The 15,749-nt window shown below is 65.9% G+C and carries 17 protein-coding genes; 8 read left to right on the forward strand and 9 right to left on the reverse strand.

The window, feature by feature from the left end:
- Positions 1-23 precede the first annotated feature (23 nt).
- The 6 genes from leuB to leuC form a co-directional block, all read right to left on the reverse strand.
- Entirely contained in the window at positions 24-1,130 is a 1,107-nt protein-coding gene (gene leuB, locus AADZ90_RS06100) for a 3-isopropylmalate dehydrogenase (RefSeq protein WP_367308628.1), read from the reverse strand.
- Positions 1,131-1,185: 55 nt separating this feature from the next.
- Positions 1,186-2,127, reverse strand: a complete 942-nt coding sequence (locus AADZ90_RS06105) for an endonuclease/exonuclease/phosphatase family protein (protein WP_367308627.1) — start codon at positions 2,125-2,127, stop codon at positions 1,186-1,188.
- A gap of 110 nt (positions 2,128-2,237) precedes the next feature.
- The gene (locus AADZ90_RS06110; protein ID WP_367308626.1) at positions 2,238-3,089 is read right to left on the reverse strand and encodes a hypothetical protein; all 852 of its coding nucleotides are present in this window, start codon (positions 3,087-3,089) and stop codon (positions 2,238-2,240) included.
- Between the two features lie 403 nt (positions 3,090-3,492).
- Complete coding sequence (gene leuD / locus AADZ90_RS06115; protein ID WP_367308624.1) at positions 3,493-4,098, reverse strand: 3-isopropylmalate dehydratase small subunit; 606 nt, start codon at positions 4,096-4,098, stop codon at positions 3,493-3,495.
- Positions 4,099-4,349: 251 nt separating this feature from the next.
- Positions 4,350-5,237 (reverse strand): hypothetical protein, encoded by an 888-nt coding sequence (locus AADZ90_RS06120; protein WP_411996953.1) that lies wholly within the window; start codon positions 5,235-5,237, stop codon positions 4,350-4,352.
- Positions 5,238-5,299: 62 nt separating this feature from the next.
- Positions 5,300-6,724, reverse strand: coding sequence for a 3-isopropylmalate dehydratase large subunit (leuC, locus tag AADZ90_RS06125; protein ID WP_367308622.1), 1,425 nt, complete (start codon positions 6,722-6,724; stop codon positions 5,300-5,302).
- Positions 6,725-6,947: 223 nt separating this feature from the next.
- Here leuC and AADZ90_RS06130 point away from each other — a divergent pair, with 223 nt between their 5' ends.
- Complete coding sequence (locus AADZ90_RS06130) at positions 6,948-7,565, forward strand: SOUL family heme-binding protein (RefSeq protein ID WP_367308621.1); 618 nt, start codon at positions 6,948-6,950, stop codon at positions 7,563-7,565.
- Between the two features lie 272 nt (positions 7,566-7,837).
- Here AADZ90_RS06130 and AADZ90_RS06135 read toward each other — a convergent pair whose 3' ends face one another.
- Complete coding sequence (locus AADZ90_RS06135) at positions 7,838-9,007, reverse strand: acetyl-CoA C-acyltransferase family protein (protein WP_367308620.1); 1,170 nt, start codon at positions 9,005-9,007, stop codon at positions 7,838-7,840.
- Positions 9,008-9,154: 147 nt separating this feature from the next.
- Between AADZ90_RS06135 and AADZ90_RS06140 the strand changes: the two genes are divergently transcribed.
- From AADZ90_RS06140 to AADZ90_RS06150, 3 genes are read left to right on the forward strand one after another with little or no spacing between them, the layout of a single operon-like run.
- Positions 9,155-9,634, forward strand: a complete 480-nt coding sequence (locus AADZ90_RS06140) for a DUF6173 family protein (protein WP_367308619.1) — start codon at positions 9,155-9,157, stop codon at positions 9,632-9,634.
- Positions 9,635-9,691: 57 nt separating this feature from the next.
- Complete coding sequence (locus AADZ90_RS06145; protein WP_367308618.1) at positions 9,692-9,829, forward strand: aa3-type cytochrome c oxidase subunit IV; 138 nt, start codon at positions 9,692-9,694, stop codon at positions 9,827-9,829.
- Between the two features lies 1 nt (position 9,830).
- On the forward strand, positions 9,831-10,421 hold the full coding sequence (locus AADZ90_RS06150) for a hypothetical protein (RefSeq protein ID WP_367308617.1): 591 nt from the start codon (positions 9,831-9,833) through the stop codon (positions 10,419-10,421).
- 193 nt (positions 10,422-10,614) lie between these two features.
- Here the strand turns inward: AADZ90_RS06150 and AADZ90_RS06155 are convergent, their stop codons facing one another.
- Entirely contained in the window at positions 10,615-10,944 is a 330-nt protein-coding gene (locus AADZ90_RS06155) for an AzlD domain-containing protein (RefSeq protein WP_367308616.1), read from the reverse strand.
- Positions 10,941-11,636, reverse strand: coding sequence for an AzlC family ABC transporter permease (locus AADZ90_RS06160; protein WP_367308615.1), 696 nt, complete (start codon positions 11,634-11,636; stop codon positions 10,941-10,943). Before AADZ90_RS06160 ends, AADZ90_RS06155 begins: the two co-directional genes overlap by 4 nt.
- A 59-nt stretch (positions 11,637-11,695) precedes the next feature.
- On the opposite strand from AADZ90_RS06160, the gene AADZ90_RS06165 reads away from it, so the two are divergent.
- From AADZ90_RS06165 to AADZ90_RS06180, 4 genes are read left to right on the forward strand one after another with little or no spacing between them, the layout of a single operon-like run.
- The gene (locus AADZ90_RS06165; RefSeq protein ID WP_367308614.1) at positions 11,696-12,574 is read left to right on the forward strand and encodes a formate dehydrogenase accessory sulfurtransferase FdhD; all 879 of its coding nucleotides are present in this window, start codon (positions 11,696-11,698) and stop codon (positions 12,572-12,574) included.
- Positions 12,571-13,146, forward strand: a complete 576-nt coding sequence (gene mobA / locus AADZ90_RS06170; RefSeq protein WP_367308613.1) for a molybdenum cofactor guanylyltransferase MobA — start codon at positions 12,571-12,573, stop codon at positions 13,144-13,146. Before AADZ90_RS06165 ends, mobA begins: the two co-directional genes overlap by 4 nt.
- Positions 13,143-13,634 (forward strand): molybdopterin-guanine dinucleotide biosynthesis protein B, encoded by a 492-nt coding sequence (mobB, locus tag AADZ90_RS06175; RefSeq protein WP_367308612.1) that lies wholly within the window; start codon positions 13,143-13,145, stop codon positions 13,632-13,634. Before mobA ends, mobB begins: the two co-directional genes overlap by 4 nt.
- Positions 13,635-13,651: 17 nt before the next feature.
- On the forward strand, positions 13,652-15,742 hold the full coding sequence (locus AADZ90_RS06180; protein ID WP_367309554.1) for a molybdopterin-binding protein: 2,091 nt from the start codon (positions 13,652-13,654) through the stop codon (positions 15,740-15,742).
- The last annotated feature ends 7 nt before the right edge of the window (positions 15,743-15,749 follow it).

Here is a 15,749-nt window from a genome sequence, read left to right on the forward strand (position 1 = left end):
TCGGCCGCTTCGATGCCTGAGAATTAGCCCTTGTCGAGCGCGGCCAGGATCGCGTCGCCCATGCCGGAGGTGCTGACGGGCTTGGTGCCGTCTTCGCCGATCAGGTCGCCGGTGCGGACACCGTCGGCCAGCACCTGCTCGACCGCCTTCTCAAGCCGGTCGGCCTCGTCGCCCTTGTCGAAGGAATAGCGCAGCGCCATGGCGAAGCTGAGGATGCAGGCGATCGGATTCGCCTTGCCCTGGCCCGCGATATCGGGGGCCGAGCCGTGGACGGGCTCGTAAAGCGCCTTGGGGCGGCCGTTCGCCATCGGCGCGCCGAGGGAGGCCGACGGCAGCATGCCCAGCGATCCGGTGAGCATCGCGGCGGCATCGGACAGGAGATCGCCGAAGAGGTTGTCGGTCACGATGACGTCGAACTGCTTGGGCCAGCGGACGATCTGCATGGCGCCTGCATCGGCGTACATATGGCTGAGGTCGACATCGGGATATTCGTTGTCATGGACCCACTGCACCTCTTCCCGCCAGAGGATGCCGGATTCCATGACATTGGCCTTTTCCATCGAACAGACCTTGTTGCCCCGGCGACGGGCCAGTTCGAACGCCGATCGGGCGACGCGGCGGATCTCTTCGGTCGTGTAGCGCTGGGTGTTGATGCCGACGCGGCCGCCTTCGTTGTCGTCCATGATGCCGCGCGGTTCGCCGAAATAGATGCCGGATGTCAGCTCGCGCACGATCATCAGGTCGAGGCCGGCCACGACATCGCGCTTGAGCGAGGAGAAATCGGCGAGCGCGTCGAAGCACTGGGCAGGGCGGAGATTGGCGTAGAGGTCCATCTCTTTCCGCAGGCGGAGAAGGCCGCGTTCCGGTTTCACCGGGAAGTCGAGGTCGTCGTATTGCGGCCCGCCAACCGCGCCGAGGAGGACGGCGTCAGCCTCTTGCGCCTCGGCCATCGTCTCGTCCGTGAGCGGTGTGCCATGGGCGTCATAGGAGGCGCCGCCGACGAGGCCTTCGCTGACGTCGAAAGCAAGGTCGCGGTTGGCGCCAAACCAGTCGATGATGCGGCGGACCTCGGCCATCACCTCGGGGCCGATGCCGTCTCCCGGCAGGATCAGTAGGGACGGGTTCGGCATCGTTACGGCTCCTTTTTCGCTGGCGGGCGAGGGGTAGCCGGGGGTCGAGGGCGGGTCAAGGCAGGGTGATGTCGACCCAGACGATCCGGTGCGGCCCGGCGGCGTTTCCGTCTTCCCCGAAGAGGGCAGGATCGGGGTCGGCTGGCCAGAAGACGCCAGCGTTGCGAATGGTGAGCCGGGCGTCGGGCAGGATGTAGGCGACGCGCAAGTTGCCGGGAGCGCCGTCGGGCCAGTCGACGGTGTCGAGCGCTGGGTCGCCCTGGTGGTCGGGGTCGGCTGTGGCGACGCCGCCTTCACTGGCCGGGCGCGGGTCCTGAACGTCGGGCCGGGCGAGCAGGTCCTTGATTGCTTGTGGCCGCCCTTCGCCATCGACCGGGTCGAGGTTGGCGACGCCTGCGAGGACGACCGGATGGCCACTGGGCGGGCCGAACGCGCCGTCGAGATAGGCGGACCAAAAGCGGATCTCATCAGCGTTCCGCCAGCCGTTGTGGTCCTCCGGCCCATCAAAGACAGGGGCCGTGGCGTGGAAGACGAGGAGATCGAGCGGTCCGTTCACGGTTTCTAAAGGAACGACCCAGTGGACGGTGGTGGACAGCCGCTCGCCCGGTTGCGCGATCGCGGCCGCGCCGGGAAGATCGGTCCAGAGGAGGTCGGTGAAGTCTCGGACGTTCTCCGTCGCGATGGGCTGGGTCGAAAGCACGGCCATCCCGCCCTCGCCGGTGAAGCGGCCGTAGCCATAGGCGTCTTCGGGATCGCCGAGGCGGCCGTTGCCGTTCAGGTCCATCCCGCTAGGCACGCCGCGGTTGGGGCGGGCGGTGAAGCTGTGCGGCATCGCGTGGCCCGCGTCGCGCAGCACATTGGACAGCGCGGCGAGCGCGGCCGCGCCCCTGTCCCAATCGATATTGGCGAGGACCAGAATGTCGGGCGCGGTCTGTGCGATCTGGGCCACCGCCGCGGCGATCTCAGCATCCTCGCCTTTCAGCAGATCGCGCAGCAACAGCCCCGGGCCGTTGCGGGAGAGGGGGGCGGTGAATTGGGCGATGCGGAGGGTGCCGGTGGATTTGGGGGGTGGGTCTGCCGAAAGCGGCGCGGCGAGAGTAAGGAACGTTAAGAAGAGGCCAAGTATCCGTCGCGCTCTGCCCGTTCGTAGGTCTTGCGGCGCTTGCCCTCGATAATCATCGCGACCTTGGCCAGCGCGATCCCCCGCATCAGCAGGCTGGCAGGCAGGAAGGCCCAGGCGACGGTCAGCCATATGAGGGTCTGGGTGTGCGATAGGTAGCCTGTCAGATCTTCGTTGGAGACGACGGTAAAAAGCTTCACCAGTGCCGGAAGAATGAATGGCAGCAAAAATCCTGCGATAAGGTTAAAGCGCGCGTCCCGGTAGAGCCGGATCACCACGTCGTCGCCCGTCGACGGGTCGAACATCGGCAGGTTGACCCAGACGTTGAAGGCCCGCTTTCGGCTGGGCCAGCGATGGGCGAGCATCAGCGCCACGAAGATCAGCAGCGACAGGATCGAGATCACGTAGCTGAGCCCTGCGGCCGTTCGGACCTGGCTGATGAGCGCCGGTGACAGGTCGGACGGCATCGCGACGACCACAAGGCGGACTGGCGAATAGGGGAAATCGGCCGCATCCGCGATCGTTCGACCAAGGATGGACACGAAACGATGGACGACAGCCCCGTCGCTGGGAGTCTGCAGCACGGCGATCAGCAACATCGCCGTCGCGAGGATCGCGATGAAGCGGATGCGGTTATAGGGTGGCGCGTCGCGGAATTCGACGAAGCTGGGTGCGTCAGAGCCGTATTCGACGAGCGTCATGACGGCGGCGAAGAGGGCGACGAGGGCGGCGATCTGCGCGGCATCTGCCGACGTGCCGTCAAGCAGAAGCGACGGCGCGAGCACGAGTGCCACGACGAGCACTGCACGCAAGACCGCACCTGCCAGCCTCGTGATCACGTCAATACCTCGCCTCGTGCCAGGCGATAGGGCCGTGGGCCAGCCCCTCGCCAGTTATCTGTCCCTGGAATGTGTCGAGCTGCGGCAGCAGCATCTTGGCAGACAAATTCCAACCCCAAGTGAATACATTGCAGACTTTCGCATTCACCTGCGTAAAAAAGTAGGACGATTTTGCGGCAGGAGTGGTGCGGTATTGCAACCATTCATGGCCAGAGAGCAGACCATCTCGTGGCAGGCAACAATCCTAGTATCCGGGGCGGCCTGAGCTACCAGATGTTGATGCACCGTTGTTTACAAATTGACGTAAGATCACAACTCCTGGGTGACCAATGTTTCCCCGATTCAAACAAAAATACCGATCCGCCGGGGCGAATCGGTAGCCTCTTGTGGATAACTTTCGAGGTCAGACCCAGGGGCGGGACTGCCCTGCCTGCGCCTCGAACGCGTCGATCGACGCTGCCTTTTCCAGCGTCAGGCCGATCTCATCGAGGCCGTTCAGCAGGCAGTGTTTCTTGAAGGGATCCACCTCGAACGAGACGACCTCGCCATCGGAGGTGGTCACAGTCTGCGCCTCGAGATCGATCGTCATGCGGGCATTCGCCCCCTTCTCGGCATCCTTCATCAGGAGGTCCACCTGCGCCTGCGGGAGCGCGATGGGCAGGATGCCGTTCTTGAAGCAGTTGTTATAGAAGATGTCGGCGAAGCTGGGCGCGATGACGCAGCGGATGCCGAAATCCTTGATCGCCCAGGGGGCGTGTTCGCGGGAGGAGCCGCAGCCGAAATTGTCGCCGCCGACCAGGATCTCGGCCTCGCGATAGGCGTCCTTGTTGAGCACGAAATTCTCGTTCTCGGAGCCGTCGTCGTTGTAGCGCATCTCATCGAAGAGGTTCACGCCGAGGCCCGAGCGCTTGATCGTCTTCAGGAACTGCTTGGGGATGATCATGTCGGTATCGACGTTGATCAAAGGCAGCGGGGCGGCGATGCCGGTGAGGGTGGTGAACTTGTCCATCTGGTCTCTCCTTTCGGGAGGAGGGTTAATCTTCATCTGTGTTGGGCGGGCGTTAACACGCTGCATCCGGTCGGCACCTTGTCGGCAGTACGTCGGAGGGAACCGAGCGTCGCGCGCCAGATATCTGCATTTCCGTCAGGAGAGCCGCCGCATGGGGCGACTCTGTGCGGATGTGCAAAGTTATCCATTCGCCGACGCGAATACGTTTTACCGCATCGTAGGACGCCGAAACTAACCGCTTCATATCCAGCTCAGTCGACAAGCACGCGCCCTTTCGGGGCATTGATCCTGGATGCCTCGCGTTCGGCCTTTCGCCGATCCGGATCGTCGCCATACTCCGCCAATGTGAACCGTTCGAGCTTTTCGTCGATCGCCTGAAGGATCCCTTCGAACGGCGCGGTCTCATGGTCCCGCAGGCGCTTCCAACGATCAATCTCCTGAGGCTCCACCAGGAACATCACAAGCGCATCCCTTTCGATCGTCGACGAGAACCCGTGGTAGGAATAGAAATGCGGCGCGAAGATACAGACGGAGTTGCGTCTGAAACGCGCGGCATAGCAGGGGTCGAGGTTCTTATCGTAGAGAATTGTAGCGTTCTTCTTCTCATCGTCTTCGCTGACTTCAAAGCTGGGAAGATAGAAAACGAACGAGAGGACTTTTGCCGGGATGTCGACGTGGATATTTTGAAACCGTCCGGGCTGGCAATAAACATACTCGAATTCATTATGAATTCTGGCCGATTGCGATAACTCCTCCGCCCCACCGGAGTAGAAGTTGCGGAAACAGGCCAGCATAACTTCAGGGTCAGACCAGACCGCATGGAATTTCCTCACCGTCGGGTGATCGTTTCCAACCAGATTGAAGCGTCGGTTGGCGAATTCCGGATTATCCTGCAGCCGTGGCTGCATCTTCTTCTCATCCTTATGCTCGAGCATATGGTTGAGCAGTTCTTCGTAGAAATCGTCCGGAAACAGGCGATCAACCCACATGTGATAAAACGGATCAGTCCCTACCGGCACTTCCTCAAGTCGTGCCAAGACGTGCGATTTGATCCTTTTCAGATCTTCGCGGTCTTGTTCTGACATGGAATCCTTAGTTTCGTCGGCCTTTTCGCCGAACAGTCCCCTCATCTTGAACATGAAACTTTGCCACTTTCATATGTCTCAGGTTGAATAAAATAAGCGGTTCTCCGCTGGCAGACTTATACCTGAGACATACGCCTCTCGAAAGCCCGCACGTCCGTCAATCGCCCAGTAATTGCAGCGGCGGCGGCCATTGCTGGCGACATCAGGTGGGTGCGACCGCCTTTGCCCTGACGCCCTTCGAAGTTGCGGTTCGAGGTCGCGGCGCAGCGTTCGCCGGGGGCGAGCTGGTCGGGGTTCATCGCGAGGCACATGGAACAGCCGGCGAGGCGCCATTCGAAGCCCGCCTCCTTGAAGATATCGGCCAGCCCCTCTTCCTCGGCCTGGGCACGGACGAGACCGGAGCCCGGGACAACCATCGCGCGCAGGCCGTCCTTGATCTTGTGGCCTTTCAGGATGGCGGCGGCGGCGCGCAGATCTTCGATGCGGCCGTTGGTGCAGGAGCCGATGAAGACGGTGTCGATCTCGACCTCGTTCAGAGGCGTGCCGGGCTGGAGGCCCATATAGTCGAGCGAGCGGCGTGCGGCCTCGACCTTGCCGCCTTCGAACTCCTCGGGCGCGGGGACGGCGCCGGTGATCGGCAGGACGTCTTCGGGCGAGGTGCCCCAGGTGACGACCGGGGCGATATCCTCGCCACGGATGGTGACGACCTTGTCCCAATGGGCGTCGTCATCGGATTTGAGCGTCTTCCACCAGGCGAGCGCGGCTTCCCACTGGGCGCCTTTCGGCGCGTGGGGGCGGCCTTTGACATACTCGAAGGTGGTTTCGTCCGGCGCGATGAGGCCAGCCCGCGCCCCGCCTTCGATCGCCATGTTGCAGACCGTCATACGGCCTTCCATCGACAGCGCGCGGATCGCCTCGCCGCAATACTCGATGACGTAGCCGGTGCCGCCTGCAGTGCCCGTGGCGCCGATGACGGAGAGCGTGATGTCCTTGGCCGTGACGCCGGGCTGAAGCTGGCCGGTGATCTCGACCTTCATGTTCTTGGACTTCTTCTGGATCAGCGTCTGGGTCGCCAGCACGTGCTCGACCTCGCTGGTGCCGATGCCGTGGGCGAGTGCCCCGAACGCACCATGGGTCGCGGTGTGGCTGTCGCCGCAGACGACGGTCATGCCGGGCAGGGTCCAGCCCTGTTCGGGGCCGACGATGTGGACGATGCCCTGGCGGATGTCGGTGACCGGGTAGTAGTGGATGCCGAAATCACGCGCGTTCTTGTCGAGGGCCGCGACCTGGATCGCGCTGTCCTCGGTCATGTTCGCCGGATCCTCACGGCCCGCCGTGGTGGGCACGTTGTGGTCAGGGACGGCGATGGTCTTGTCCGGCGCGCGAACGGGGCGGCCCGCCATGCGCAGGCCTTCGAAGGCCTGGGGGCTGGTCACCTCGTGGACGAGATGGCGGTCGATATAGAGCAGGCAGGTGCCGTCTTCGGCTTCGTGGGCGACATGGGCGTCCCAGATCTTGTCATAGAGCGTTTGGGGGGACATGCGGTCCTCCTCCTTTCAGAATGTCACGGGGTCGGGCGAGCGGGGACGCTCAGCCGCGGGCGACGGTCCGGAAGGGGCCGTGAAAGCGTTCGGTAAGGCGGACGCGGTCGCCGATGTCGAAGAGGCTGGTCATGGGGCGGGACGATACGCGCTGGCGGGCCCGGCTGCAAGCGCGAGTGATCCATTCGCGGCCTTGCTGCGTTGACTTTTATGGAGGTGTGCGATGCTGAGACAGGTTGTGTTGGGCGCGGCGGCGGTGCTGGGGCTGAGCCAGGGTGCGGCGGCGCAGGGCTATAATGGGCTGGAACTGCCGCCTTACCAGGTCGTGGCGCGGGACGGCGCGGTCGAGGTACGGGACTATGCGCCGCATATCCTGGCCGAGGTGACGGTCGAGGGCGAGCGCCGGGCGGCGCTGACCCAGGGGTTCCGGGTGCTGGCGCGCTATATCTTCGGCGGCAATCAGGCGGCGGACAAGATCGCGATGACGGCGCCGGTGGCCCAGTCGGAGAAGATCGAGATGACGGCCCCGGTGGCCCAGACCGGGGACGGGGCGCGGTGGACGGTGACCTTCATGATGCCCGCGCGGTATTCGCTTGAGACGCTGCCACAGCCCGAGAGTGCGGCGGTGGTCCTGCGGCAGGAACCGGCGAGCCGTCAGGCGGTGCGGCGTTTCTCGGGCCGCGCGACGGAGCGGCGGTTGGCCGAGGAAGAGGCAGCCTTGCTGCAGTGGATGGCAGGGCAGGGGCTGGAGGCCACGGGGCCGGTTGCGCATTATTACTACGACGATCCCTTCACGCTGCCCTCGCGGCGGAGGAACGAGGTGGCGTTTCCGGTGCGGTGATCGTCGGAGCTCCGCGGTGAGGGCATCGCCCGACCTGGAGGGCGTTGCGACGGCCGGGCGGCGAACTAGCCAGCCAGCCTTCCTATGCGAAGTCTAATCGAGACGTTGCAAAATCGCCCTCCGGGCGGGAGGTCGGGCGGGGCTTTGCCCGTTCGTGCCGGAAACCGTCCACTGGACGGTTTCTGTCTCGGCACTCACCCGGGTGTTGCCGCCGGGCGGGACCTGTGGGCAGCGAGGTGCGGAAAACCGAACGCTGTTGACGCTGGCGCGGCTCAGACCCTCTCGATCGCGACCGCTATGCCCTGGCCGCCGCCGATACACATCGTCATGAGGGCCTTGGAGCCGCCGATGCGCTCGAGCTCGTAGAGCGCTTTGACCGTGATGATCGCGCCGGTGGCGCCGACCGGATGGCCGAGCGCGATAGCGCCGCCGTTCGGGTTCACCTTCTCGGGGTCGAAGTCGAGCGCCCGGCTGACGGCGAGAGCTTGCGACGCGAAGGCCTCGTTCGATTCGATGACGTCGAAATCGGCGGCCTTCAGGCCCGTCCGCTCCATCAGCTTCTGCACGGCGGGGATCGGGCCGATGCCCATTACATCCGGCCGGACACCCGCATGGGCGTAGCCGATCACGCGAGCCTTCGGTGTGTGGCCGTTCAGCGCATCCTCTCGCGCCAGAACCACCGCCGCGGCCCCGTCATTGATGCCCGACGCATTGCCCGCCGTGACCGTGCCGTCCTTCTGGAAGACGGGCCGCAACCCGGCCAAAGCCTCGGCCGAGGTGGCCTTGGGGTGCTCGTCGGTGTCGAACACCACTGGGCCCTTGCGGCTGTCGATTTCGACCGGGGCGATCTGATCCGCAAAGTGGCCGTCGGCAATGGCGCGGCCTGCGCGGGTCTGGCTCTCCAAGGCGAAGGCATCCTGATCCTCGCGTGTGATCTGGTGTTCGCGGGCCACGTTCTCGGCCGTCACGCCCATATGGCCGGTGCCGAAGGGACAGTTCAAAGCACCCAGCATCATGTCCTGCGCCTTCGCGTCGCCCATCTTCTGGCCCCACCGGGCAGAGGGGGTGATGTAGGGCGAGCGGCTCATGCTTTCGGCCCCGCCCGCGACGGCGATGCCCGCATCGCCCATCTCGAGCGCCTGAACCATGGAGATGACGGCCTGCAGGCCGGACCCGCAGAGACGGTTGACGTTCATCGACGGAACCGTTTCGGGTATGCCGGCGTCCATCGCGGCGATCCGGCTGAGATACATGTCGCGCGGTTCGGTGTTGATCACGTGGCCGTAGGCGACCTGGCCGACCTCTTCGGGTGCCACACCGGCACGGTCGAGCGCGGCCTTCGCCGCCACCGTGCCAAGCTGTGCCGGTGGCACATCCTTCAGCCCGCCGCCAAAGGTGCCGATCGCTGTCCGCGCACCGCTCAGAATGAAGATATCGGTCATGTTTCGCCCTCCTCGCTTGCGCTTCATTTGACCCTCCGGGGTGCAAGACTGCAACGGCCAGGGGATGTGACGCTGGGTCCGGAATTCGGCCTCGCGCTTTGCCGCCCGCCTTGCTTAGACTGCGCGCGACAGACAAGCGGAGATCCCATGACCGATCAAATCCAGACATCGGCCGAAATGCTCGAGGCGGAGGCCATTCCGCGCTGCCGCGAGGTGCATACGGAAAGCGACGATCACGGGCCGGACCTGCCAGAGCCGCTGAAAAAACCGGTCGGCAACAAGAGCCCGGCGCGCTGGGCCTATGAGCGGCTGATCCTCTACGTGAAGAAGTTCGAGGAATCGCTCGATGGCGATCAGGAGGTCGCGCTGGGGTTTACGGGCGGGGATGCGGGCACGCTCAGGATCGAGGGGATGGGGTATTTCGACCCCGATATCGTGACGTTCTACGGCACCGACACGATGGGGCTGAAAACCCAGATGATCCAGCATGTGAGCCAGTTGAACGTTCTTCTGCGCGCGGCGCCCAAACATGTCGACCGGCCGGAGCCAATCCGTATCGGGTTCCGGCTGGCCGAAGAGATCGAGGTCGAGCAAGTCCTTGAAAATGATGACATTCCGGTGACGTGACAGGCACGCCGGAATCGTCTAGACACCCCCGCGACAGATCGATGAGGAGACCACGACGTGGCTGACGACTACAAGCACGGCGAGATGGATATCACCGCCCAGGAAAAGACCTATGACGGGTTCGTCACCTTCACGGTGCGCACGGTCATCGTCATTCTGGCCGTTCTGGTCTTTCTGGCGCTCTTCGCATCGTAGCATGATCCGGCTGGCGACCTTCGCGGCGCTTTGCGCGCCGGTTCTGCTTGTCGCCTGCGGCGCGGCCGAGCCGCGCTGGGCCTCGGACGAGGTGGTGGCGAAGGCGCGCTATGAGCATCCGGGGCCGACGACGCTGACGCTGATCACCGCGCGGGGCACGCGCGACGGGTCGGGGGCGCATTCCGGGCTGCTGATCAACGCCTCGCAGCGGGCGGTGTTCGATCCGGCGGGCAACTTCTTTCACGAGACCTTCGCCGAGCGGAACGACGTCATCTATGGCATGACGCCGGGCATGCTCGACATCTATATCGATTTCTACACCCGCGAAGACCTCGAGGTGATCTCGCAGACGGTCGTCGTGCCGCCGGAGATCGCCGAGATGGCATTGCAGGTCGCCGCGAACCATGGCGCGGTGCCGAAGGCCCATTGCACGCAGTCGATTTCCACGATCCTGCGGCAATTGCCGGGCTTCGAGGGGATGCCGCAGACCTATTTCCCGATGCGCCTGCATAGGGCGTTCGCAGAGATGCCGGGGGTGAATTCGCGGCTCTACGAGGCGGACCTGCCCGGCGGGATCGAGTCGGCGCGGTAGGGCCTGTCCACGTTTCCGTTTTTCCAGTGCGTCGATCAGAAGTTCCGCCCGGCGGATACGCCGGGCAGCGCCCGACCCGCCCCCCACGGGGCGGGCGCTTTTGCAACGGTGTAAGTGGCGCATCTGTGGTGCTTTGTGAGAGCGGTGCGATCAGCTCTGGGCCTGCCCGTCGGGTCGGGCGCTGCCCTTGTCTCTAGTGGAGCAGCGCCAAGAGCAGGTAGAGCGTCCCGAACCCGGCGACGATCGCGGCGAGCAGGTTCTTCGTGAAAATCCCCACGACCACCGTCACCCCTGCCGCCGCAAGCCGCGCCGGATCGGGCGATCCGCCCGTCGCGGGCGGCCAGAGGACAAGCGGCGCGACAAGGCCCGGCAGCACGGCGACGGCCGTGTAGCGCAGGTGGCGCAGCACCCAGTCGGGCAGCTTGCGGTTGCCGATCAGCCCGAGGAAGGAAAACCGGATCAGGAACGTCCCGGCCCCCAGCGCAAAGATCACGAACCAGACGAGGGCAGGGTCGAGCGTCATGCCCGCCGCTCCAAAGCCGCGCCGGTCATCATCCCGGCCAGCGCCGCGATCAGAAGGCCCAGATTGTAGGGCAGGAAGGCGAAGGTCAGCGCCAGCGCAACCGAAACGACCGCCGCCGCCGCATGGGCCCGCGTCCGCAGCATCGGCGCGATCAGGGCCAGGAACGTGATCGGCAGCGCGAAATCCAGCGCCAGCCCGCCCGGGATCGCATTGCCCAGAAGCGCCCCCACCACCGTCATCACGTACCACATCGGGCAGACGAGGGTGATCGCTCCGAAGAAGTAGGCCGTGCGCTGGGACAGGCCCCAGCCCGGGTTCTGCTCGAACCGGGCGATGGAACTGGCATAGCTCTGATCGACCAGGAAATAGGCCGCGAATGCCCGGGTGCGCAGCGGGGCCTCCCCCAGATAGGGGACAAGCGCCGCGGAATACATCGCCATCCGCAGGTTCACCGCCAGCGCGGTGGCCAGCACGATGATGACCGGCGCCTGCTCGACCATCAGCTGCAACGCGGTGAATTGCGCGGCCCCGGCAATGACGACGATGCTGAAGGACAGCGTCTGGAGCAGGTCCAGCCCGGCCTCGGTTGCGACCACGCCGAAGAGCATCGCGAAGGGCGCCACGGCCAGCACGAACGGTGCCCCGTCCCTGACGCCAAGCCAGTAGGCCGATTTCGGTGTGGTGGCGCTCACGCGAAGCCTCTAGGTTGTCGTCCGACGACCCGCATATCGGCCACCTCGCAGGACCGCAATTGGCAAAGACCGAAGACCTGACCGGCGTTCTGATCGCCCCCGATCCGGATGCCCCCCGCCTGACCCGCCGCATCAGCGGAACCGACGCCAGCGGCGCCCCGCTCGATATCTCTGTGGTCGAAGAACGGCCGCTGACGATCTTCCTCAACGGGGCCGAGATCGTGACGGCGATGACGATCGGCGATTACCCGGAATACCTCGCTTTGGGCTTCCTCAAAAATCAGCGGATGCTGGCCGAGGGCGAGGCGATCACCGGCGTCGATTACGACGAAGAGCTTGAGACGGTCGTCGTCCGCACCGACCGCCCGACGCGCCATGAGGAGAAGCTGAAGAAGAAGACCCGAACCAGCGGCTGCGCCGTCGGCACCGTCTTCGGCGACATGATGGAGGGGCTGGAGGATCTGGTCCTGCCCGCCGCGACTTTGAAGCTGTCGGATCTCTACGCGCTGTCGCACCGGATCAACCGGATGCCGTCGCTGTATCTGGAAGCCGGGGCGATCCACGGCACCGTGCTGTGCCAGGATGACCAGCCGCTGGTCTATATGGAGGATGTCGGGCGCCACAACGCCGTCGACAAGATCGCGGGCTGGATGCTGTCGGAAGGCGTGACCGGGGCGGACAAGCTGCTCTACACGACGGGCCGCCTGACCTCCGAGATGGTGATCAAGACCGCGCTGATGGGGATCCCGATCCTCGCCTCGCGGTCCGGTTTCACCGCCTGGGGGGTCGAGATCGCGCAACAGGTCGGGCTGACGCTGATCGGGCGGCTCAGGGGGGAGCGGCTGGTCTGCCTCTCGGGTGAGGACCGGCTGATCCGTGATACGGCGCCCTCGGGGCAGGAGGAAGATCCAAAGCATCGCCGGAAGGGCGCGCGATGACCCGGCCCCTCGGCGTGATCCTGGCAGGCGGGGCGGCAACCCGGATGGGCGGTGGCGATAAATGCTTGCGCGAGATCGGCGGGCGCCCGATCCTGTCCCACGTCATCGATCGGCTCACCCCGCAGGTGGACGAAATCGCGCTCAACGCGAACGGCGATCCACAGCGGTTCGCGGAGTACGATCTGCCGGTCCTGCCCGACAGCCTGCCCGACCGCCCGGGGCCTCTCGCCGGTGTTCTGGCCGGGCTGGATTGGGCGGCAAAGCGCGGGGCGGAACAGATCGTGACGGTCGCCGCCGACACGCCATTCTTCCCGGGCGATCTGGTCGCGCAACTGATGGCAAAGGACGCCCCGCTCGTGCTGGCCGCCAGCCCATCGGGCCGTCACCCGACCTTCGGCCTCTGGCCCGTCGCCCTGCGCGACGACCTGCGGGCGGCATTGCTAGAGGGCACGCGCAAGATCGTCCTCTGGACCGATGCCCATGGCGGCAAGGTGGCCGAGTTCCCCGACGACGATGCTTTCTTCAACGTCAACACGCCGGAGGATCTGGCCCGGGCGGAGGGGCTGGCGTGAAGGTCTTCGGCGTCGCGGGCTACAAGAATTCCGGCAAGACGGGCCTGATGGAACGGCTGGTGACGGAGTTCACCGCGCGCGGCCTGACCGTCTCGACCGTCAAGCACGCCCACCACCGGTTCGACGTGGATCATCCGGGGAAGGACAGCCACCGGCACCGCGTGGCTGGAGCGACGCAGGTATTGCTGTCGTCCGCCAACCGCTGGGCGCTGATGAGCGAACTGCGCGGGGCGGAGGAACCCGGCCTGGACGACCTGCTCACGCGGCTCGACCCGGTCGATCTGGTGCTGGTCGAAGGCTTCAAGCGCGGCCCGCACCCGAAGGTCGAGGCGCACAGGGCCGCCACGAAACAGCCCCTTCTCGCGCCCGACGATCCGACGATCCGCGCGGTGGCAAGCGACGTGGCGCTCGACCTCGACCGGCAGGTCTTCGATCTGAACGATACGGGAGGGATCGCGGATTTCATCGCCAGTGAGGTCGACCTGTGAAGGTCGACACGGTGGTCATGGTCGACTGGTCGGGCGGGAACGACCGGGGCGCGACACCGAAAAAGGACGCGATCTGGATCGCCGTCTGCCGGGATGGCGGCGCCGCGTTGCCCGAGTATTTCCGCAACCGTCAGGTGGCCGAGGCGTATCTGCGCGACCTCTTCACCGACGAACTGGCCGCCGGGCGCCGGGTCGTCGCCGGGTTCGACTTCGCTTTCGGCTTTCCGGCGGGGGTCGCGGAAAAGGTCACGGGCTCGTCCGATCCGCTCGCGCTCTGGGACTGGTTCGAGGCGCGGATCGAGGACGCCCCGGAGGCCAACAACCGCTTCGAGTTGGCGGGGCAGATCAACACGCTCTTCCCCGGCACCGGGCCGTTCTGGTTCAACGGGGTCAAGCGGGACATTCCCGACCTGCCGATGAAGGGCACGGCGCGGTCTGGCCACGGCGTGCCCGAGAAGCGGCAAGCCGAACAGCACGCAGGCGGCGCCTTTCCGGTCTGGCAGATGGGCGGGGCCGGGGCGGTCGGGGGGCAGGTTTTCATGGGCCTGCCGGTGCTCGCCCGCCTGCGCCGCGCCTTCGACGGCCAGGTCGCAATCTGGCCGTTCGAGGCGCTGGACCGGCCGCTGTCGATCGTCGAGGTCTGGCCGTCGCTCCTTGCCAAGGCCGTCGCCGCGCAGCCGGATGCGCATGAGATCAAGGATGCCGCGCAGGTCGCCTACCTCGCCCAGACCATTGCGGGGCTCACCCCCGACCGTCTTGCCACGATGCTCGACGTCAGCGCCCATCCCGGCGCGGCGGAGGAGGGGTGGATCTTCGGCATTGGCCATGAGGACGAGTTGACGGACACCACCCCCCTCACCCCGCCGCCCCTGCGCGACGATTGCTTTGCCATGCCCCGCGGCGCCCACTGGACGCCCGTGGACGAGGCGCTGGCGCATCTGCGAGACAACCTCACCGCCGTCGCTGGCACCGAAAGCGTCCCTCTGGCCGAGGCGTCGGGGCGTATCCTCGCCGAACCGCTGGTCGCGAAGGCAAGCCACCCGCCCGCGGCGAATTCGGCGGTGGACGGCTACGGGTTCGCGGGCGCGCCGGTGGGCGAGGGCCCGCAGGTTCTGCCGCTCCTGCAACGCCGCGCGGCGGCCGGCGCACCCTATGACGGCGCGGTGCCCCCAGGCGCGGCCATCCGCATCCTGACCGGCGCACCACTGCCGAAAGGCGTCGATACGGTCGTGCTGGAGGAGGATACGGCGGTCGGGAACGGGCAGGTCGCCTTCCACGGGCCGCTCAAGCCGCGCGCCAACACCCGCCCCGCGGGCGAGGATGTCGCCGAGGGCGGCGCCCTCTTCGAGGCAGGCCGTGCGCTGGCCCCGCAGGACCTCGCGCTGCTCGCTGCGACGGGCCATGCGGAGATCCCCGTGCGGCGGCGGCTCAGGGTCGGCGTGATGTCGACGGGGGACGAGCTGCGCCCAACTGGGGAGGCGTTGGCCCCCGGGCAGATCCACGATGCCAACCGGCCGATGCTGCTGGCCCTCCTGGCCCGCTGGGGGATGGTACCCGTCGATCTGGGCGCCCAGCCCGACGACCGCGCGCAAATTCGCAAAGCCTTCGACCGCGGTGCGACCGAGGCCGACGCTCTCATCGCCAGCGGCGGCGCCTCGGCGGGGGACGAGGATCATGTCTCGGCCCTGCTGACCGGAACCGGCACCATGAACCTCTGGCGCGTCGCCGTGAAACCGGGGCGGCCTCTGGCACTGGGGATCTGGGACACTGCGCCCGTCTTCGGGCTGCCAGGCAACCCGGTTGCCGCCTTCGTCACCGCGCTGATCTTCGCGCGGCCCGCCCTGTTCCAACTCGCCGGGGCAGGGTGGGCGGAGCCGCAGGGTTTCGAGGTTCCCGCCAACTTCTCGAAATCCAAGAAGGAAGGCCGCCGGGAATATCTTCGGGCCCGGCTGACGGACGGACGGGCCGAGGTGTTCCCGTCCGAAGGCTCCGGGCGGATCTCGGGCCTTTCCTGGGCCGACGGGCTGGTCGAACTCGGCGACGGCGCGCGCGAGATCGCGGAGGGTGACCCGGTCCGCTTCCTGCCGTTCGGGAGTTTCGGGCTGTGATCACGAC

The sequence above is a fragment of the Aestuariibius violaceus genome (assembly GCF_040779325.2).
GTDB lineage: Bacteria > Pseudomonadota > Alphaproteobacteria > Rhodobacterales > Rhodobacteraceae > Aestuariibius > Aestuariibius violaceus.